General features: G+C 62.7%; 16 protein-coding genes. 7 read left to right on the forward strand and 9 right to left on the reverse strand.

Annotation, left to right across the window (positions count from 1 at the left end; all coding sequences use genetic code 11):
* Nucleotides 1-12 precede the first annotated feature (12 nt).
* The 5 genes from AC0C6X_RS01250 to AC0C6X_RS01270 form a co-directional block, all read right to left on the reverse strand.
* Nucleotides 13-990 (reverse strand): magnesium transporter CorA family protein, encoded by a 978-nt coding sequence (locus AC0C6X_RS01250; protein ID WP_472951458.1) that lies wholly within the window; start codon nucleotides 988-990, stop codon nucleotides 13-15.
* 548 nt (nucleotides 991-1,538) lie between these two features.
* Nucleotides 1,539-2,702 (reverse strand): Mrp/NBP35 family ATP-binding protein, encoded by a 1,164-nt coding sequence (locus tag AC0C6X_RS01255; protein ID WP_173515759.1) that lies wholly within the window; start codon nucleotides 2,700-2,702, stop codon nucleotides 1,539-1,541.
* A gap of 562 nt (nucleotides 2,703-3,264) precedes the next feature.
* Nucleotides 3,265-4,038 (reverse strand): LuxR family transcriptional regulator, encoded by a 774-nt coding sequence (locus tag AC0C6X_RS01260; protein WP_376741619.1) that lies wholly within the window; start codon nucleotides 4,036-4,038, stop codon nucleotides 3,265-3,267.
* Between the two features lie 142 nt (nucleotides 4,039-4,180).
* Nucleotides 4,181-4,921 (reverse strand): LuxR family transcriptional regulator, encoded by a 741-nt coding sequence (locus tag AC0C6X_RS01265; protein WP_173515756.1) that lies wholly within the window; start codon nucleotides 4,919-4,921, stop codon nucleotides 4,181-4,183.
* A 191-nt stretch (nucleotides 4,922-5,112) separates the two neighbouring features.
* On the reverse strand, nucleotides 5,113-5,928 hold the full coding sequence (locus AC0C6X_RS01270) for an IclR family transcriptional regulator (RefSeq protein WP_472951835.1): 816 nt from the start codon (nucleotides 5,926-5,928) through the stop codon (nucleotides 5,113-5,115).
* Nucleotides 5,929-6,073: 145 nt separating this feature from the next.
* Between AC0C6X_RS01270 and AC0C6X_RS01275 the strand changes: the two genes are divergently transcribed.
* The 6 genes from AC0C6X_RS01275 (at nucleotide 6,074) to AC0C6X_RS01300 (ending at nucleotide 12,342) form a co-directional block, all read left to right on the forward strand.
* Nucleotides 6,074-6,844 carry an SDR family NAD(P)-dependent oxidoreductase gene (locus AC0C6X_RS01275; protein WP_472951461.1) on the forward strand — a complete coding sequence of 257 codons (771 nt, stop codon included), beginning with the start codon at nucleotides 6,074-6,076 and terminating at the stop codon, nucleotides 6,842-6,844.
* On the forward strand, nucleotides 6,844-7,761 hold the full coding sequence (locus tag AC0C6X_RS01280) for a 2-dehydro-3-deoxygalactonokinase (RefSeq protein ID WP_472951463.1): 918 nt from the start codon (nucleotides 6,844-6,846) through the stop codon (nucleotides 7,759-7,761). Before AC0C6X_RS01275 ends, AC0C6X_RS01280 begins: the two co-directional genes overlap by 1 nt.
* A 15-nt stretch (nucleotides 7,762-7,776) precedes the next feature.
* Nucleotides 7,777-8,412 (forward strand): 2-dehydro-3-deoxy-6-phosphogalactonate aldolase, encoded by a 636-nt coding sequence (locus AC0C6X_RS01285; protein WP_472951465.1) that lies wholly within the window; start codon nucleotides 7,777-7,779, stop codon nucleotides 8,410-8,412.
* Nucleotides 8,412-9,296 carry an SMP-30/gluconolactonase/LRE family protein gene (locus AC0C6X_RS01290; RefSeq protein WP_472951467.1) on the forward strand — a complete coding sequence of 295 codons (885 nt, stop codon included), beginning with the start codon at nucleotides 8,412-8,414 and terminating at the stop codon, nucleotides 9,294-9,296. Before AC0C6X_RS01285 ends, AC0C6X_RS01290 begins: the two co-directional genes overlap by 1 nt.
* 81 nt (nucleotides 9,297-9,377) lie before the next feature.
* A complete protein-coding gene (locus tag AC0C6X_RS01295; RefSeq protein ID WP_472951469.1) occupies nucleotides 9,378-11,102 on the forward strand; it encodes an IlvD/Edd family dehydratase in 1,725 nt (574 codons plus the stop codon).
* 622 nt (nucleotides 11,103-11,724) lie between these two features.
* A complete protein-coding gene (locus tag AC0C6X_RS01300; protein ID WP_173515750.1) occupies nucleotides 11,725-12,342 on the forward strand; it encodes a PRC-barrel domain-containing protein in 618 nt (205 codons plus the stop codon).
* A gap of 69 nt (nucleotides 12,343-12,411) precedes the next feature.
* On the opposite strand, the gene AC0C6X_RS01305 is transcribed toward AC0C6X_RS01300, so the two are convergent.
* Together AC0C6X_RS01305 and AC0C6X_RS01310 are read right to left on the reverse strand one after the other, a co-directional pair.
* Nucleotides 12,412-14,457 carry an oxidoreductase gene (locus AC0C6X_RS01305; RefSeq protein ID WP_472951837.1) on the reverse strand — a complete coding sequence of 682 codons (2,046 nt, stop codon included), beginning with the start codon at nucleotides 14,455-14,457 and terminating at the stop codon, nucleotides 12,412-12,414.
* Nucleotides 14,458-14,499: 42 nt separating this feature from the next.
* Nucleotides 14,500-16,050: a trimethylamine methyltransferase family protein gene (locus AC0C6X_RS01310; RefSeq protein ID WP_472951471.1), complete on the reverse strand. Its 1,551-nt coding sequence runs from the start codon at nucleotides 16,048-16,050 to the stop codon at nucleotides 14,500-14,502.
* A 91-nt stretch (nucleotides 16,051-16,141) separates the two neighbouring features.
* Between AC0C6X_RS01310 and AC0C6X_RS01315 the strand changes: the two genes are divergently transcribed.
* Nucleotides 16,142-17,077 carry a LysR substrate-binding domain-containing protein gene (locus AC0C6X_RS01315; protein ID WP_173515747.1) on the forward strand — a complete coding sequence of 312 codons (936 nt, stop codon included), beginning with the start codon at nucleotides 16,142-16,144 and terminating at the stop codon, nucleotides 17,075-17,077.
* A gap of 10 nt (nucleotides 17,078-17,087) precedes the next feature.
* Here the strand turns inward: AC0C6X_RS01315 and AC0C6X_RS01320 are convergent, their stop codons facing one another.
* Together AC0C6X_RS01320 and AC0C6X_RS01325 are read right to left on the reverse strand one after the other, a co-directional pair.
* Nucleotides 17,088-18,437 carry a putative bifunctional diguanylate cyclase/phosphodiesterase gene (locus tag AC0C6X_RS01320; protein ID WP_472951473.1) on the reverse strand — a complete coding sequence of 450 codons (1,350 nt, stop codon included), beginning with the start codon at nucleotides 18,435-18,437 and terminating at the stop codon, nucleotides 17,088-17,090.
* 266 nt (nucleotides 18,438-18,703) lie between these two features.
* Nucleotides 18,704-20,428 (reverse strand): response regulator, encoded by a 1,725-nt coding sequence (locus AC0C6X_RS01325; RefSeq protein ID WP_472951475.1) that lies wholly within the window; start codon nucleotides 20,426-20,428, stop codon nucleotides 18,704-18,706.
* Between the last annotated feature and the right edge of the window lie 95 nt (nucleotides 20,429-20,523).

Raw genomic sequence — 20,523 nt, forward strand, 5'->3', positions numbered from 1 at the left:
ACCTACTGGCCATCAAAGCCAGCCTTTCCAGCGGAAAAAGAAGAAGGGGATCACAGCCGATACTACCATTGCTGCAAGCGCCCAGGGATAGCCGAGCTGCCACTCCAGTTCGGGCATGACACGGAAGTTCATGCCGTAGACCGAGGCGACCAGGGTCGGCGGCAAGAGGACGACCGATGCGATCGAGAAAATCTTGATGATGGCGTTCTGCTCGACGTTGATCAGGCCCAGCGACGCATCGAGCAGGAAGGTGATATTGCCGGAAATGAAACTTGCGTGTTCGGAAAGCGACTGGATATCGCGTGAGATCGACCGGCAGAGTTCGCGCGTGTCCTTGTCTTCCTGCACGACGGGAACGGTGTAGACGAAGGTCAGCAAGCGCGAGAGCGAGGCAAGGCTGTCGCGAGTCTTGGCGACAAGGCGATGATGGCCGGCGACATCGCGCAAGCGCGCTTCGAGATAATGCGGCGGCCGGCGCTTGCCTGCCGCCTTGTCGCTGAAGACGTCGATCGACAGGTCGTCGATCTTCGTGACCGCCTGCTCGAGAATCTCGGCGGTCCGGTCGGCGATCGTTTCCAGAAGCCGGGTCAAGACGACCGCACCGTCGCGGCAACCACCCGGGAAGCGATGCATCGATGTCTTGAAGAGGGTGAAGGACCGGGGCTCGGCGTAGCGGATGGTCACAAGCCGGCCACCGGACAGGATGAAGCCGACATCCGTCAGGCCAGGCACCTCCGTTTCCGAACGGAACACCAGCGACGCCGTCATGAACACGGCATCGTCTTCGACATAGAGGCGGCTCGAAGGTTCGATATCCTTCAGATCGTCGCGCGTCGGAATGGAAATGCCGAGAAGCTTCTCCATCATCAGGTCTTCTGCCTTGCTGGGCTCGAACAGATCTAGCCAGATGATATCGGGACGCAATTTCTCGGGGGGTTCTGCCGACGTCAGGACGACGGTAGTCCCATCGGCGCAATAGCCGGTGATCATGCGACCGTCCTCGTGATGCGAACCTGACAGCGCCGCCCGTCAGCCAACATGCTCAAACGTCGCCGTAGCACAGTGAGCGGCGTCAAATTTTCATCCTTGAATCCATTCCGATTTGAGGATTCATGCAGTGTGCCGAACCGCGAAAGCGAAAGGTCGTGCGCCACAAAATACCCACAATAGAGATCCATCGGATGGAGCGTTCCGCCAGTCAGGACAAAGTCTTCAACTCAGTCATCGCGCGAGGCCAAAATCTCCGGCGAGAGGGCGACAAGTTGGGCACCTTCGCAAGTGCGGCAAGGCATATGGCGCAACGCAAACGCAAAATCAATGCCCTCTTGCAATCCGGCACACGGGGCGTGTGCCGCCATATCGGCTCCACCCTACCGCATGTTTGCTTAAATCAAAATCGAATCAAGGGCAAAACGATTCGGCGCCCGGCGTGACGTCATGGCTGACATGCAAAGTCGCAGTGGCACCTTGAATTGCGGCCCGCGCCGGGCCCGAGAGAACCGCGGTCGGGAAGGACCGGCCGACCTCGCCGCAATCCGTCACTCGAAGACGATGGTCGGCGCTGCGCGGCTCTTGTCCTGCTGCGTGGCGGATATCTGGTCCCAGACCTTGGTCGCGATATCGCGATAGATGCGAGCGACTTCGCCGGTCGGGTCGGACGCGACGAGCGGCGTCCCGGCATCCGATGTTTCGCGAATTCCCATGGTCAGCGGCACTTCGCCAAGGAATGGGACGCCGATGCGCTCGGCTTCCTTGCGGGCACCGCCATGGCCGAAGATATCGTAGCGTTTGCCGGTGTCGGGCGCGATGAAATAGCTCATGTTCTCGACGATGCCGAGAACCGGAACCTCCACCTTGCGGAACATGGTAAGGCCCTTGCGGGCATCGACCAGCGCCAGGTCCTGCGGCGTCGAGACGATGACGGCGCCGGCGAGCGGCACCTGCTGCGCCATGGTGAGCTGGGCGTCCCCGGTGCCAGGCGGCATGTCGACGACCAGCACATCCAGATCGCCCCAGGCGACTTCGCGCAGCATCTGCAGCAGGGCCGACTGGATCATCGGCCCGCGCCAGATCATCGCCACTTCCTCGTCGACGAGGAAGCCCATCGACATGACCTTGAGGCCATAGTTCTCCATCGGACGGATGAGGCGTCCTTCGATCTGCTGCGGCCTTCCGGAAATCTTCAGGAGGCGCGGCATCGAGGGGCCATAGATGTCGGCGTCGAGCAGGCCAACCTTGAGGCCGTTCGCCTTCAGCGCCAGCGCCAGATTGACCGAGGTCGTCGACTTGCCGACGCCGCCCTTGCCGGAGGCAACCGCAATGATGGCGCCGACACCCGGGATGCCGGCCTTGGCCGGCGGGCCACCGGCGGGACGTTGCGCATGGGAATGGCCGGCATGAGGCGCTGCCGAGGGCTGCGGACGCTGCACCGGCGCACCGGCAGGCGCCGCCTTGCGGTCGGCGGTCAACGCCACCATTGCCGCCGTGATCCCCGGGATGTCGCGCACGACGCGTTCGGCTGCGGCCCGCATCGGCTCCAATTCCTTGGCGCGGTCGGCCGGCACGGTGATCGAGAAATAGGCCTTGCCATCGGAGATGAAGACATCAGACACGAGCCCGAGATCGACGATGTTGCCTTCCATGTCCGGGCCACGCACCGTGCGCAGCTTCTCAAGCACCACTTCTTTCGTGACTTCCGGCATCGCGCCCTCTCATTCTTTTGTTATCCCTTAGATAGTCGAGGCGGGGCGCTTCGCCAATGCGACATAACGGAAAAAGGAAGGGCCACCACCCGCCCCGGTGTCCGTACATCCGGGATCACCTTGAGGCGGGCAGTGGCCCTTTCGGTCGCGACCTTCGTGGGCGCTGTCTTCTTTTTAGTCCCCTCTGGACACGCCAATAGAAAAGCAGGATGCGTGCCAGATTCACATCAGACGAAAACAGCGATAAATTTCAAATAGATGAGCGAATTTCCGACGAAGGAGGCGGCCAGGGCATCTGCTCAGTTTCTGAGCAACCGGCTGCAGATCGTCCACGGATGAAGCAGGTCGGCGGCGATCGCAGAAGGCTTAGGGCGCATCGCGCTCTTTCCGATGCGCTCCTTGCACTTCAAGCTCTTGATGTTTTTCGCGCCGCTATCGCAAATCCGCTGCGCACTTCTGCGCAACAGGCTGCGGAATTTCAGCGGCTACGATGGACGATCCCCTTCGTGAACGCGGGACAGGGAGCGCACGAGAAAAGGAGCGGCCTTCGGCACCGGCAGGGTTAGCTGATATAGCCCTTCTTCATCGCCTTCACGACCGCCTGCGTGCGGTTCACGGCGTCGAGCTTCTTCGTCACGTGATTGAGATAGTGATTGACCGTGTGTTCGGAGAGCCCGAGGATGCCGGCGATCTCAGAGCTGGTCTTTCCGGCGGCGGTCCAACTCAGGCACTGGATCTCGCGCTCCGACAGCGCCGCGCCGCTGCTCTTCCACACAGAGCCGATCTCGGCGAGGCGATTGTAGACATGGATCGCAATCATCTGCAGTTCCATGGTCACCGTCATCGGCAATTCGACCAGCGGCCCCATCAGGATGACCGCGCCGCGGCCGCCCTCGGCGTCATGAACCGGGAAATAGCTCGCCTGGAAGATGCCGTTCTCGCGCAGCATCGTGATGTATTCGGACGCGGTTTCCGGTTTTCCGCTCTCGCCTTCCCAGGCTTCGAGCGTCACCTGGAACGGCGTCGTCGTCTCGCGCAGGCGACGCACGCCGGTGCTGAAGCGCAGCATCGACAGGCTGTCATATTTGTTCAGCAGTTCCGCCGGCATGTTGGAGATGACGGTGCTCGCGGCCAGGCGCTCCACATCGATCGAAGGAATCGAGCAGATCAGAAAGGTCTTGAAGCCGAAGACCTGCGTAATCCGCCGCATATAGCGGATGATATCGAACTGGGTCTCAAGCGTTGCGATCTCGGACGCGAAATCGCCGCCCCGGGGCAGATCTGCGTCAGTCATCCCGGCCGTCATCGTATCCTGCATTCGCGCGTTCCATGGCATTCATCAATTATCAAATAGACCGAGCGGCCCGCCAATGCCAACAGATGATCGAGAATCGCTGCCTCCCCGGCCCAAAAGTCTGTGTATTTCCTTCGCGAAGCGCAGACGGGCCGTCCGCTTCAGGGGCGGCCGGCACCGATCATCAATTGATGAGACCGGCGCGCATGGCCTTCGCGACGGTCTGGACGCGGTTGACCGAGTCCAGCTTGCGCGTCGCGCGGTTGAGGTAGTGGTTGACGGTATACTCGGACAGCGCCAGGATTTTCGCCATCTCGCTGGTGGTCTTGCCGGCGGCCGCCCAACGCAGGCACTCCACCTCGCGGCGCGAGAGGCTGCCCGCCCCGCGGCGATCGCGCTCACGAATTTCGATGTACTTGCTGTAGAGCACGCCGGCCCACAGATTGAGCTCCTGCAACTCGTCGTTCGAGACGACGGGGCGATCGCCGCCGAAGGCGATCGCCGCGCGATGACCGTTCGCGTCATGCACCGGCAGATAGAGGCCGCGCGGCATGTTCGCCTGCTCGAAAACGCAAATGGCGGCATCGCCCTTGCCATCTGAGCGGCGACGCGCCAGTTGATGCGCGTCATAGGTGAAGGGAATGGTGCTGCGGCGCAGGCGCTGGATCACCGGACTGCCATTGATCAGGCCGGCGCTGTCATAGCCCTGCAGAAACGCCGTCGGATAATTGGTCATAAGTGCGTTGGCCGACAGGCTGCTGGAGCCCGTGTCCGGGACCGCAAGCACCAGAAAGCCCCGGAAACCGTAAGCATCCGCGACCTGGGCGATCACTCGCCGAAAGTCCTCTTCGCAACAGATCGGCCCCCGGATGCTCCGCCCATCAGGAAGCGTCAACGACGACAAATTCGCGCTGAAATCGATCATCTTCCGCCCTTCTCCGCATCCGGCGGCCAGAAAGGGGCCGCTGACGCCGCATGAAGATTATGTCAAAAATTCTACAAGTACCAAAACCACACCAGACTAAGACCATCCACGAACCCGAGTCTGATATATTAAAGTTATCGAGCTTGACGCGTCGCGTCCAGTCGATGTTTCTAATTTACCGTAAAGTGAATTCAAGGTCCACTGCGCCCGGGTCCGAGCCGGATCGCAGCCTCTTCGGCGATCGCCCGAGCCGCTTCACGCACAGGTGTTGCCCAGGCCACCAGTTGCTCCATGCTGACCCGGTAGGCCGGCCCCGTCACCGAAATTCCGGCGGCGAGTTCACTACCGGGAATAGCGATGGGTGCAGCCACGCAACGAATCTCCGCTTCATGCTCTTCGCGATCGAAGGCATGCCCGTCGCGCCGGATTTCTTCGACTTCCGCGAGCAGTGTCGCCGCCGAACGATGCGTGTGCGAGGTGAAGGGGTGAAACTCGGTCCTCGCCAGCAAATGCTCCAGTTCCGGCTGCCCCAGCAAGGACAACGCCGCCTTGCCGATGCCGGTACAATAGGCCGGTGAGGCCTTGCCGATCTGCGAGCTCATGCGCACCGTCTGCCGGCTCTCGACCTTGTCGACATAGACGATCTCCGTTTCGCGCAGGATGCCGAGATGCACGGTCTCGCCGGTCAATTCGTGCAGGCGCTGCAGATGCGGTTCGGCGACGTCGCGAAAGCGGTTGGCAGACCAGGAACGATAGGCAAGCGTCAGCAGCCGAAGGCCGGGCTCGTAGGACAGATCGCGGCGCTGAATCAGCAGCCCTTCTTCGACGAGGTGGCTGAGCAGCCGATGCAATGTGCCACGCGGCTGGCCGGACCGGGCAAGAATATCGGTAAAGCGCTGCGGGCCGTCTGCGGTAACCACTGCTTCCAGCACCGCGATCGCCTTGCCGAGCGTGCCCGTGCCGGCCTCCCCACGCCCCTCAGGCGCTGCCATCGTCTCGTTTGTCATCGTCATTCGCTTGTCTCACGTGGCTGCCGCCGTCGCGCGCCTGATCTTGACAAGATAGACGCTTCGACACGATAATTCCATATACTAAAATCAAGTTCCGAATAATGGAACTACTATAATCGACCTTCACGGGGGAATGCGGGACATGCCGGCACCCAAGGTACAGTTTCACGACTTGCATGACCGCTGCGTGCTGGTAACCGGCGGCGGCTCGGGTATCGGCGCCGCCCTGGTCGAGGGTTTCGTGCGCCAGGGTGCGCAGGTCGCCTTCGTCGATATCGACGAGCGGGCAGGCGCCGATCTCTGCGAACGGCTCGACGATCAAACCGGCTACAAGCCGCATTTCATTCCCGGTGACCTGCGCGATATCGAAGCGGTGCGCCATACGGCGGAAGCGGCGGCAGAATCGCTCGGTGCAATCCATGTGCTCGTCAACAATGCGGCGCGCGATGATCGCCAGGCATTGGAAGCCGTAACCGAAGAGAGCTGGGACGAAAGCCAGGCGGTCAACCTCAGGCACTTCTTCTTCATGAGCCAGGCGGTGGCGCCGCACATGCGGCAAGCCGGCGGCGGCTCGATCGTCAATTTCTCGTCGATCGCGTTTCTGCTCAACATGGGCGAAATTCCAGCCTATGCGACGGCGAAGGCCGGCATCGTCGGCCTGACCAAATCGCTCGCCGGCAGGCTCGGGCCCGACAATATCCGCGTCAACGCAATCCTGCCCGGCATGATCGTCACCGAACGGCAGAAGCGGCTGTGGCTCAGCGACGTGGCAATCGCCAAGATGCAGGAAAGGCAGTGCCTGAAGCGCAGCCTGACCGCCGACGATCTCGTCGGGCCCTGCCTTTACCTCGCGTCGGACTGCTCCTCGGGCATGACCGCACAAACAATGATCATCGATGGAGGCGCACTTTGATGACGGCAGCCTATTATGCCGCAGTCGACTGGGGAACCACGAGTTTCCGGCTGTGGATCATCGGCGAGGACGGCTCTGTGCTTGCCGAACGCCGCAGCGGCGAAGGCATGACGACCGCCAACAAGAGCGGTTTCCACGCCGTCCTGGAACGGCACCTTGCTGCAGTCGACGCGCCCGGCCACCTGCCCGCGATCATCTGCGGCATGGCCGGCGCCAAACAGGGCTGGGTCGAGGCCGGCTATCTCGATACCCCGGCGGCCCTTGCCGACATCGCCGCCCATGCGGTGGCGGTGCCGGATCTCGATCGGGACATCCGCATCCTGCCGGGTCTCGCGCAACGCGACAGGCGGCACCCGGACATCATGCGCGGCGAGGAAACGCAATTGCTCGGCGCCGCCAGCGAACTCGGCCGCGGCCGGCACCTCGTCTGCATGCCGGGGACGCACAGCAAATGGGTTCGCCTCGAAGACGGCGCAGTTAGCGGCTTTTCCACCTTCATGACCGGCGAATTGTTCGACGTCATCTCGAAACATTCGATCCTCAGCCACTCGATCGCCGACGCGCATGCCTTTTCTGGCGATCATCCCGCTTTTGCGGCGGCAGTCGCGGAGGCCCGCACCAATCCGGCGCTTGCGACCAGCCTGATCTTCGGCGCGCGTGCCGGGCAATTGCTGCACGGCGCCAGTGCGACCGACGCCAAGGCGTTGCTGTCGGGCACGCTGATCGGCCTCGAGATCGCCGGCGCGCTGGCCTCAGCCGAGACGATCGACGGCATCTGCCTCGTCGCCTCCGGTTCACTCGGTACACTTTATCAAGCCGCGCTCGAAAGCCTCGACCGCCCGCTCAGGGTCGTCGATGCCGACACGGCGGTCCGCGCCGGCCTCTCGACCGCCGCCCAGGTGATCTGGCCCCTCTGAACGAAAGACAAGCTCATGAACCGCATTCCCTTTCCGCCGATGAAATATCCGCTGATCGCGATCCTGCGTGGCCTCAAGCCCGAGGAAACCGACGGCGTCGTCGGCGCGCTGATCGAAACCGGCTTCACCGCCATCGAGATCCCGCTGAACTCCCCCGATCCGTTCCGCTCGATCGAAACTGCGGTGAAAATGGCGCCGGAGAATTGCCTGATCGGCGCCGGCACGGTGCTGACGACGGCGCAGGTGGAGCAGCTTGCCGATGTCGGCGGGCGGCTGATGGTGAGCCCGAACGTCGAGCCGGCGGTCATTTCCCTTGCGGCAGAAAAGGGCATGGTGACCATGCCCGGCGTACTCACCCCGACCGAAGCGCTTTCGGCGGCGGCAGCCGGCGCGACCGGCCTCAAGTTCTTCCCGGCAAGCGTGCTCGGGCCATCGGGCATTACCGCGATCCGCGCGATCCTGCCGCCCGACCTCGAGATTGCCGCCGTCGGTGGCGTTTCCGACGCGAATTTCGGGGACTACGCCAAGGCCGGCATCCGCAGCTTCGGCCTCGGCTCCAGCCTTTACAAGCCGGGCATGAGCGCCGCCGACGTCCGCGAACGCGCCGTCGCAACCATCAAGGCCTATGACACCGTTTACGGAGCACGCTGATGAGCGATACCATTCCTTTTTCCGGTAGCATCCTTTGCGAGGCGACTTCGATCCTCGGCGAAGGCCCAACCTACGACCCGGCCACCGGAACCGCCTGGTGGTTCAACATCAAGGGCCAGGAACTGCACGAACTGCATCTCGAAACCGGCCGCAAGGCCGTGCACAACCTGCCATTCCTCGGCAGCGTGCTCGCCGTCATCGATCCGTCGCGGCAACTGATCGCCTCCGACCAGGGGCTGTTCCTCAGGGACACGCAGACGGGTGCCTTCAGCCTCGTGACCGCGCTCGAAGACAAGCCCGGCAATCGCTCGAACGACGGCCGCGTCCATGCCTCCGGTTCGCTGTGGATCGGCACCATGGGACGCAGCGCCGAGAAGGGCGCAGGCGCGATCTATCACGTGGCCGGTACGACGGTGACGAAGCTCTACGACCGGATCACCATTCCGAACAGCATCTGCTTTTCACCCGATGGAACCGTCGCCTATTTCGTCGACACCGACGTCAACCACCTGATGCGCGTCGATATCGACGCGGAGACCGGACTGCCGAAGGGGGAACCCAGCCTGCTTGTCGACAGCAGCGGCGAAGCCGGTGGCATTGACGGCTCCGTGTGCGATGCCGATGGCCTGATATGGAACGCCCGCTGGGGCAGCGGCACGGTCGACGTCTACCGGCCCGACGGTGCGCGGTTCGCGCGTTATGCGGTGCCGACGGCGCAGCCGAGCTGCACGGCCTTTATCGGGTCGAGGGCCGATCGCATGCTGGTGACATCCGCCTGGCAGGACATGGACGACGCTACGCGCGCCATCGACCCCCATGCCGGCAAGACCTTCGATCTCGGCATCAGCGTCAAGGGTCGGTTTGAACCGTCCTTCCGGTTCTGAACGGAACCTCTTGGCGAAGCGCCAATAAAAAGTCATACAATTCAGCCACGCGTTTCATCGCATGGTGAGGAGGGAGCTCGCATGAGCGACAAGAAGAAAGAACTGCGCAGCCGCCACTGGTACGGCGGCACCCACAAGGATGGCTTCATCCATCGTTCCTGGATGAAGAACCAGGGATTTCCGGACCATGTTTTCGACGGCCGCCCGATCATCGGCATCTGCAATACCTGGTCGGAACTGACGCCCTGCAACAGCCACCTGCGCATTTTGGCAGAGGGTGTGAAACGCGGCGTCTGGGAGGCCGGCGGCTTTCCGGTCGAGTTCCCGGTGTCCTCGCTCGGCGAGACGCAGATGCGGCCGACCGCGATGCTCTTCCGCAACCTGCTCGCCATGGACGTCGAAGAAGCGATCCGCGCCTACGGCATCGACGGCGTGGTGCTGCTCGGCGGCTGCGACAAGACCACGCCCGGCCAGCTGATGGGGGCAGCCTCCGTCGACCTGCCGACGATCGTCGTCTCCTCTGGTCCGATGCTGAACGGCAAGTGGAAGGGCAAGGACATCGGCTCCGGCACGGATGTGTGGAAATTCTCCGAGGCCGTACGCGCCGGTGAAATGAGCATGCAGGAATTCATGGCGGCCGAAAGCGGCATGTCGCGCTCGCCGGGCGTCTGCATGACCATGGGCACGGCCACCACCATGGCCTCGGTCGTCGAGGCGATGGGCCTGTCGTTGCCGACCAATGCGGCGCTGCCCGCCGTCGACGCCCGCCGCATGGCGCTGTCGCACATGACCGGCAAGCGCATCGTCGAGATGGTGCATGAGGATTTGCGCCTGTCGAAGGTGCTGACCAAGAAGAATTTCGAGAACGGCATCATTGCCAACGCCGCTGTCGGTGGATCGACCAATGCCGTCGTTCACATGCTGGCGATTGCCGGCCGTGCCGGCGTCGATCTCTGTCTCGAGGACTTCGACCGCGTCGGAAGCCAGGTGCCGTGCATCGTCAATTGTATGCCGTCGGGCAAGTATCTGATCGAGGATCTCGCCTATGCGGGCGGCCTGCCGGCAGTCATGAACCGCATCCAGCATCTGCTGCATGCCGATGCGCCGACGGTCTTCGGCGTTCCGATCAGCAAGTATTGGGAAGACGCCGAGGTCTATAACGACGACGTCATCCGTCCGCTCGACAATCCGCTCAGGGCCGCTGCCGGCATCCGCGTGCTCAAGGGTAACCTCGCGCCGAACGGTGCCGTCATCAAGCCATCGGCTGCGAGCGAGCATCTGCTCGTGCACGAGGGCCCTGCCTATGTCTTCGAGACCATTGAGGACCTGAAGGCAAAGATCGACGATCCGGATCTGCCGGTGACCGAGGACACTATCCTCGTGCTCAAGGGCTGCGGACCGAAAGGCTATCCGGGAATGGCCGAAGTCGGCAACATGCCGATCCCGCGGCGACTGGTGGAAAAAGGCGTGCGCGACATGGTGCGCGTTTCGGACGCTCGCATGTCCGGCACCGCCTTCGGCACCGTCGTCCTGCACGTCAGTCCGGAATCGAACGCGGGCGGGCCGCTCGCCATCGTCAAGACCGGCGACCGTATCCGCCTCGACGCAATGAAGGGCGAGCTCAACCTGATGATCAGCGACGAGGAGTTTGCGACGCGCATGGCCGCCTGGCAGGCGCCGCCGCAGAAGTGGACGCGCGGCTATTACAAGCTTTACCAGGACACGGTGCTGCAGGCTGACAAGGGCGCGGACCTGGATTTCCTCGTCGGTGGCAGCGGCAGCGAGGTCCTGCGCGAAAGCCACTGACCGAAATGCGTCAAAAGGACCATTGTTCAGATACCCCGCCGCTCCGGCGGGGTATTGTTATCCGGCAACCGGATGGGAGTTTCCTTGTATTCCGTCGGGTCCAGAGTCGAACGAGCTGCGAAGCCTGCAGGATAAACAGCTCCGGAAGGGCAACAATCAGAACGGCGCCAGCCGTCAGCACGACGAACGCGCCAAGGCCCGCCTTCAATGACCAGGACAGACAGGAGGGAGACCGAAAGAAAGCGCCGCGGCAGCAACATGGTGACTTTCGCCCAGAATCCCCAGCACGAAGCAGCTGCGCTCCCTATCCTGTCGTCCCCGAAGTATCCGCAAGAACAATCAAGAATCAACGAACGAACAGAAGATCATCATAAACTTCTAAAATACATTTATGCTGAGTATAGGATCCCCTTCCCTGCAAAAACATCCGGTATTCCCCCATCAAGCTCCAAGGGATATGGAAGATTGATCGCAAGTTCTGCCTTACCCGGTGGGACTTGGACTGTTTTTCCGGAACCGTTTGGGCACTTAGGCGTTGAAGTCGTATCACCGGTGCGGTGGAACTGGCGGCAGCGGCCAGGCCCGTGCCTTGATCGGAAACGTCAAGGAAAGGCAGTTTGACATGACTAAGAAACTCGTAACAACCGTCGCGGCTGGCGCGCTCTTCGCGGGTCTTGCTGTCGCCCCGGTAGCTTACACCCAGGATACGACACAGCCTCAACCCGACCAGACGCAGACCATGAAGCCCAAACAGCCGGCACCGACTACGGAAGCTCCGGCTAACGAGGCTCAGACGACGATGCCTCCGGCATCAGGTGAAAAACCTGCCGACGTCGCGAAGTCCGATACCACCTACCTGACGGAGCAGGCGAGCGACCAGATCGCAGCCAGCACCTATATCGGTCAGAGCGTTTACAACGCCGCTGACGAAAGCATCGGCGAGATCAACGACCTGATCATCAAGAAGGATGGTGGCGTTGAGGCAGCCGTCATCGGTGTCGGCGGCTTCCTGGGGCTCGGTGAAAAGGACGTAGCGGTTCCCTTCGATCGCATTGCGATTGCGGAACAGCCGAATACGGACGCCCTGAAGCTGACGACAACGGAAACCGCAGATACGTTGAAGGCGGCCCCGGAGTTCAAGAGCAAGGCGCAGAAGATCGCCGAGCAGAACGCCAACCAGCCGCTTGACACCTCGACGACCTCTTCGACGGGCACGACACCGGCTCAGCCGCAGCAGTAAAGAGTATCAGGCTGTTCGATGCGCCTATAGTAGAGGGGGCGGCGGTTAGCGCCGCCGCTCTGTCTGCAGTCAGACGAGCACCCCAGAGCGAAGGGCGTCATAGATGCCCGCGTGAATATTGCGACTGGAAACGGCGTCGCCGATCCGGAACATGTCGAAGCCGGCTTGCGGATTTCGCAGCGGGATCGGGTTCTCGCCGCGAAGCAACGCCTTGTAGTCGACCGCGCCCAGATTGCGCGAGAGCGGCTTCAGCTCGCGATAAAGTTCATCCATCGGCATTGTGCCGTGCTCGACCACGACCTGGGCCACGTGCCTTTCGACGGCTGCCCTCCCCGAGAAATCCGACCCAAGCGTCGCAATCAACCCGTTGCCATCGCGCCGGACGGACTTCAGCCGCGTGTTGATCGTCACCCGGACATTGTGCTCGGCGAAAGCCGCCGCATAGGGGACATGGTTCATGCCGCCGATCTCCGGCGCGAACATGCGTTCGGGCGAAACGATTTCGAGCTCGACACCGGCGCGCGCGATAAGTTCAGCGGCGGTCATGCCACTATGGGCGCCGTTGTCGTCATAAAGCAAAACCGGCCCTTCCGGCTTCACCACACCGGCAATGATATCCCAGCTCGACACGACGAGATCGTCGCCCGCGTCCAGCACGGGATTTTGCGCAATGCCGCCGGTCGCAACCACAACGAGATCAGGGCCACGCTGCTCTATATCGTCCACCCCGGCAAAGACGTTGTAGTGGATCGGAACGCCGAGCCGCTCCAATTCGGCCAGCCGCCAGTCGACGATGCCGATCAGTTCGCGGCGCCGCGGATTGCGCTGCGCCAGCAGTATCTGCCCGCCGGCTTCTCCCGTCGCCTCCAGCACCTCGACCTGATGGCCACGCTCGGCAAGCACCCGGGCGGCTTCAAGCCCGGCCGGACCGGCACCGACAACGACCGCCTTGCGCTTCGGTCCGTCGCTCTTCCTGATGACGTGCGGTACGATCGCCTCGCGACCCGTCGCGGCATTGTGGATGCAGAGCGCCCCGCCGCCCTCATAGATGCGATCGAGACAGTAGGTTGCACCGACGCAGGGACGGATCTCCGCCTCCCTGCCCTCTTCAATCTTCCTGACGATATGCGGATCCGCGATATGCGCACGGGTCATGCCGACCATGTCGAGTTTGCCTTCGGCGATCGCGTGGCGGGCGGTCGCGACGTCGGCGATCCGGGCAGCATGGAAAACCGGAAACTTCGTCGCGGCGCGAACTTCGCCGGCGAAATCGAGATGCGGCGAAGCGGCCATGCCCTGGATCGGGATGACCTTGGTCAGCGGCGCATCATGATCGATATGGCCGCGGATGATGTTGAGGAAATCAACCTTGCCGGAAGCCGCGAGCCGCCGGGCGATCTCCACGCCCTCCTCCTTCGAAAGCCCCTTCTCCCAATCCTCGTCCGCAACCATGCGGATGCCGACGATGAAATCCGCCCCGACAGAAGCGCGAATGGCGTCGAGCACCATGTCGGTGAAGCGCAGGCGGTTGTCGAGCGAACCGCCGAACTCATCCTCGCGGTGGTTCGTGGCTGGCGACCAGAAGCCGTCGATCAGGTGGCCATAGGCCTCGAGCTCGATGCCGTCGAGACCGGCGGCCTGCATGCGAGCGGCGGCGGTCGCATAGTCGCCGACGATGCGCTCGATATCCCAGTCCTCGATTTCCTTGGGAAAGGAACGATGCGCCGCCTCGCGTACCGGCGATGCGGAAAGCACCGGCAGCCAGTCACCCTTGTTCCAGCCGGTGCGGCGTCCAAGATGGGTGAGCTGGATCATCACGGCGCAATCATGCTCATGACATTCGTCGGCGATCTTCTTCAGCCACGGCACGATCTCATCCGAATAGGCATGGAGATTGCCGAAGGCCGGCGGGGAATCCTCCGAGACGATCGCCGAGCCCGCGGTCATCGTCAGCGCCAAGCCGCCCTTGGCCTTTTCCAGGTGATAAAGCCGGTAGCGGTCCTTTGGCATGCCATCTTCGGAATAGGCCGGCTCATGGGCCGTCGACATGATCCGGTTCTTGAGCGTCAGATGCTTGAGGCGATAGGGCTGCAGCAGCGGGTCTTTCGACGATATCATTTCCTGTTCCTTGAAGGGCGTCCGAGCATGCCGGCTGCATCAATACCAGGCATCCGCCATGCTCTGCTTGCGGCGCGTGACATAGTCGTTCAGCGCCTCGTCGAGCGCCACGTCCAGCGGCGGCGCTTCGTATTCGGCGAGCGTCTTCTTCCAGGCGCGGTTCGCGCGCGTCGCCATGTCCGTCTCGCCTTGCTCGACCCATTTCTCGAACGGTTCGTTGTCGGAGAGCGCCGAATCCCAGAAGGCGGTCTGGTAGTTGCGCATGGTGTGGTCGCAGCCGAGGAAGTGACTGCCGGGACCGACCTGCAGGAAGGCGTCCATGGCCAGCGTGTTATCGTCGACGACCACGCCTGCGAGATAGGAATGCAGCGCGCCGCAGAAGTCCGTGTCCATGACGAACTTCTCGTAGGACATCGCCAGCAGGCCATCGACGAAGCCAGCCGAATGCAGGATGAAGTTCGCGCCGCAATGCACCGCCGACAGCATCGACATCGCGCCTTCCTGCATCGCCTGCGCGTCGGGCAGCTTGGAGTTAGAGAAGTTGCCGGCGCATCGCAGCGGCAGGCCCAGCCGGCGTGCGAGCTGACCAACGACCATGCTGCCGATCGCCGGCTCTGGCGTGCCAAAGGTCGGCGAACCCGAGCGCAGCGACATCGATGACAGGAAATTGCCGAAAATGACGGGCGCGCCCTTGCGTTCGAGCTGGGTCAGCGCGCAGCCGGCGAGCGTCTCGGCATAGGACTGGGCGATGGCGCCGGCATTGGTGACGGGCCCCATGGCGCCGCCGAGAATAAAGGGCACGATGACCGCAGCCTGGTTTGCGCGCGCATAGGCGCGCAGCGACTTCGTCATCGTCCCATCCCAGACCAGCGGCGAATTGACGTTGACATTGCCGAGGATGACGCAGTTCCGGTCGACGAAATCACGGCCGAAGAGAATGCGCGCCATTTCGATCGAATCCTCGGCCCGCTCTTCCGCAGTGATCGAGCCCATGAAGGCGCGGTCGGAATATTTGATGTGGCTGTAGACCATGTCGAGATGGCGCTTGTTGACCGGCACATCGACCGGCTCGCAGATCGTGCCGCCGGAGTGGTGCAGCCAGGGGCTCGACTGCGCCAGCTTGATCAGGTTGCGGAAGTCCTCGATCGTGCCGTAGCGCCGGCCCTTGTCGAGATCCATGACGAAAGGCGACCCATAGGCCGGCGAGAAGACGACGTTGTTGCCGCCGATCTCGACATTGCGGGCGGGATTGCGGGCGTGCTGGATGAACTGCCTCGGTGCGGAGGCGACGATCTCCTTGAGCATGCCCGGCTCGAAGGTGACCCGCACGCCATCAACCGTTGCACCAGCCCGCTTCCAATGGACGAGTGCTTCAGGATCGTCGCGGAACTCGATGCCGACCTCGGCGAGGATGCGATCGGCGATCGCCTCGATCCTGACGAGGCTCTCTTCGCCAAGGATATCGTAGGTCGGAATATTCCGGACGATATAGGGAACGCCGAGGCTCCGGCCTGCGCCTTCGCGTCGTTGCGGCCTTGAACCCCGGTTCCGTCTCGGTGCCGCCTCGCCTGCTGCCGGTGCCGTATCCATTTTGCATCCTCCCATCACTTGATGTGATGCTATTGGCGAAAAATTCCATTGTAACGCTGGAAAAATTCGAGCCATGCGATAAGCATGATTTATGGAAAATTTGCGCCGCCTGCTTCCCTCCGCCGCCAGTCTCATCGTTTTCGAGGCGGCCGGCCGTCATCAGAACTTCACTCGTGCCGCAAACGAACTCGGCATGACCCAGGCCGCGGTGTCCTATGCCATTCGCGGCCTCGAGGAACAGTTGGGCGTGCCGCTCTTCCATCGTGTGCATCGGGCCGTAGAATTGACCGAAGCCGGCGAGAAGTTTCACGCTGATGTGTCCGTCGGCCTCTCGCGCATCCAGAAGTCGGCCGAGGATATCCGCGCCAAGGGCCGCGAAACCAACGTGACGCTTGCCGCTTCTACCGCCTTTGCCTCGATGTGGATGCTGCCGCGCCTCAACCGCATGCGCGAGGACCTGCCGGAGATCGACCTCAGAATCCAGACCAGCGTGCGCGATCTCGATCTCGAGGAAGAGCCGATCCCGCTCGGCATCCGCGGTGGCGACCCCGGCCACTGGCCGCGCTATCATGTCGCCCAGCTCGCCGAAGAGGTGGTCAACGCCGTCGCAACGCCCGCCTATATCGAAGAGCATGGGCTGCCGAAGACGGCAGCCGACCTGCAGCGGCACAACCTCATTCATCTCGAGGAGCCGGTGCGGCGCGCCTGCGACTGGACCGAATGGTTCGCGAGCGCCGGCCTCACCTATCCCAAGCAGGCACGCCGCCTGACGATCAACGACTATGTTCTGGTCATTCAGGCCGTGCTCGCCGGCGAAGGTGTGGCGCTCGGCTGGGAACACCTGATCAACCCGCAGATCCGTTCCGGCGCGCTGATGCCGGTCGCCGGACACGTGCTCAAGACCGGCCTCGCCTTCTATGTCGTCTGGCCGCGGTCGCGTGAGCTCAACGCTCAAGCGAAACGGGTCCGCGACTGGTTATTGGAAGAAGGGCGGCGGGACCGCGCGGCATCGGGAGCCGGTGAATAAATAGAGCGGTTCAGGCCTGGGCCGAAACGTCGCGATAACGATCGGAAAGGTACCGCATCGTCGCCACGGCATCGGCCGGTTTTCCATAAAAATAGCCCTGCCCGAGACCGCAACCGAGCGCCTTCAGCTTCAGTGCCTCGGAAAAGTCCTCGATGCCTTCGGCGACGACCTCCAGCTCCAGGCCCTCACACATCGCGACGATCGCCTTGATGATGTGCTCCGAGGCGCGGTCGGCGGAAATGCGCGAGACGAAGGCGCGATCGATCTTGACCTTGTCGAAGGAAAAATCGCGCAAGCGGCCCAGGCTCGATTGCCCGGTGCCGAAGTCGTCGAGCGAGACGCGCACGCCGGTGGCACGCAGTTCCGCAACGATCTTCTGGGCGATGTCGGCATCGGCCATGACAGCCGTCTCCGTGATCTCCAATTCAAGTCGCCGCGGGTCGAGGCCGATCTGATGGATGATCGAAAGCAATCGGTGACTGGTCGCCGGGTCCATGAGTTGCGCTGAGGAGAGATTGAAGGAAAGGAAGAGCTCCTTCGGCCAGGAGAGGGCCGCATGCGCCGCCTTGCGCAACAGCACTTCCGCCAGCGATTCGATAAAGCCGCGCTCCTCGGCCAACGGCACGAACACCGCCGGCGAAACATAGCCGAGGTCGGCATCGCACCAGCGCGCCAGCGCTTCGAACCCGACGACCGCGTCGTTGCGCAGATCGACGATCGGCTGGAAATGCACGTCGACCTCATTGGCGATGATGGCATTGCGCAGCGCCTGCTCGAGCTGCGTCGCGCGTTTCATCTCCTGGGCGATTTCCTGCGAATAGACGGTGATCTGGCCGCGGCCGCGACGCTTCGAACGATAGAGCGCAGTATCGGCGCTCTTCAACAGATCCTCGAACACTTCCCCGGCAAAGGGATAGACCGCAAAGCCGAAGGACGCGGAGAGACGCACGTGGCGGTCGCCGAGATCGAAGGGCGCCGACAGCACCTCCTTCAACATCTGCCCGACCTTCTCCGCCCCCTTGCGCTCGAAGACGAGCGGCAGGACGAAGGCGAATTCGTCGCTTTCCGAACGGGTGATCGTCGCCCCCTCGGGCGCGCAGGCTTTCAGCCGATAGGCCACCTGGCAGAGGATCTCGTCACCGGCCGCCGGTCCGAACAGATCGTTGATCGGCTTGAAGCCATCGATGTTGGCAAGACCAATGGTGAAGGGCGCGGGATCGCTGGCGCGCTCCCTGGCGAGATCAAGCACGGTCTGGCGCAGGCACCGGGCATTGCCGAGCCCCGTCAGCAGATCGACGTTGCCCGTCACGGCGGGCGTCTCGATACCGATGCGGTGATAGGGTGTCTCGACGGCCGTCATAACCGCGTCTCCGCAGCCCGATCGGCGGACTGCACCCGACCCTTCGCGATCCGCGAAACCTCATGCCACGGCGCGAACCGGCCATGTCGCTCCGACACGGTCCGGACATGTGCAACGGGATGGGCGCAATGCATTCGGGCGAGGCTCTACACTTTAACGGCAATTCCGCGTAGACGATCGCAATCGGCGGTTAACAATCCGATATCGCCCTGCTCCCAGATCTGCCATTAGCCTCCCCAATTCTAGCGAATTGACACGTCTTTCTTTCAACCTGCCGTTCGCATCGCCTTTGCCGGCATGAATTTTCTAAGCACCGCCTCGATCATGTCCGGGCTCACCGGCTTCATGATGTGGTCGTCCATGCCCGATACCTTGCATTGCTGCAGGTCGATATCCAGCGCCTGCGCAGTGACCCCGATGATCGGCGTTTTCTGCCCCCTGGTACTTTCAGCCGACCTTATCGCGACCGTGGCGTCGAAGCCGTTCATGACCGGCATCGAGACATCCATCAGCACCAGAGCGGGCTGCAGTTCGTGCCAGAGTTCGACGGCTTCGCGGCCGTTGGTGGCGATCCGATGCGAGACGCCGAGGCCCTCCAGGATCTGCGTGAATACGAACTGGTTGATCTGGTTGTCTTCGGCAACGAGCACGTCGACTTGCGGTGCCGGCGGGGGCGCGGCGATCCCCTCGCCCTCAAACGACAGCGACCAATCCGGCTGCGGCGTCGGAGAAACCGCCGTCCGCTCGGAGCAGACGCGGAAGATTTCCGCCAGCACCGCGGCACCGTCCTGCTCAGCCGAAAGCGGGAGGATCGGGCAGTGACGCCAGGCCGCAGCGATTTGCGGTTTCTCGGAAAATGCCAGGTCGAGCAGCAGGACATCGAGCTTGATGCCGGCGTCCTCGACCGCGCGGGCGAAGGCGCTGAGCTCATCGGCATCGCGAACGGCGCAAGCGTCGAGCCCCGAGCCGCGCAGGCGCGCGACGAGCCGGTCTTCCATTGCCCGATCGGCCGTGGCGACCAGGACACGAAGGCCGCGGGCGGGCAAGGTCTCGATCATCGACCCTGCTTCCACAAGCTGCTGGACGTTCAGCGCCCGGAAGGGATCATAGAAATTCTGTGCCGCTGCGAAGATGCTGTAGTCGCGGATCTGCAGGCCGACCTCGGCGCGGGGCTCATCGCTGCTCTGATGCAGGACGGCGATATCGGTCACGTCGTTCATGCAGGTGACGACGAAGTGGCGGCCGGGCATGCCGACACGGTACTTGCGCGTCAACACCCAGAGATCACTGCCATCGGCGCGCACGATGTGCTCGGCCTGCGAGTACGGCTTGCCGGTTTCGAGCACCATGCGGTCCGACTGTTCGAAACGTTCGGCAAGCTCGCTTTCGACCAGATCCCAGGCGGAACGGCCGAGGATGGCATCCTGCTGCAGATCATGGATCAGGCAGAAGGCTTTGTTGACGGCGATATAGTTGAGATTGCGGTCCTTGACGCAGATCGGATTGGGCTGGGCGTCGAGGATCTGTTCGGTCAGCTCGACGCGCTCCAAATCCGTCTGGAGCTGTTCGTCGCGCTTCTTCTGATCGGAGACGTCGCTGATCGACAGGATGCCGATGCCGCTCGACAGGCGGCGCTTGCGCATCGACACCCAGCGCGTCCGGCCGGCGCGCTCGACGCTCTCGTAGCGTTCGCGCCAGTGCAGCGCCATATGCTCGGCGATCCAGTCCTCGCGATTGGTGCGCCGACGGCTGCTTTCCGGAACGGTTCCGGGTCGGACGCCGGTATCGTAGACGGCACCGAGAAAATCTCGAAGGCGCGTGCCGGGCATCAGGATTTCCGCCGGCACCGGGAAATATTGCAGCATCGTGCGGCTGGCAAAGAGAATGGTGTCGTCCCGGCTGCAGACAAGCACGGCGATGCCGAGCGCGTCGCAACTCGACTCCAGAATGATCCGGTTGATGTCCGCGCCGTTCGACGCCCCATCGCTCATTGCGCTGTCCTCACTCGCCCACCGCACGCTTCAATCGCCTTCGATCTGAGGAAACATGCAGCCATTCACAGTGCTACAGCGACCTCGGCGCCCCC

It is taken from the genome of Ensifer sp. VA4 (assembly GCF_055710065.1).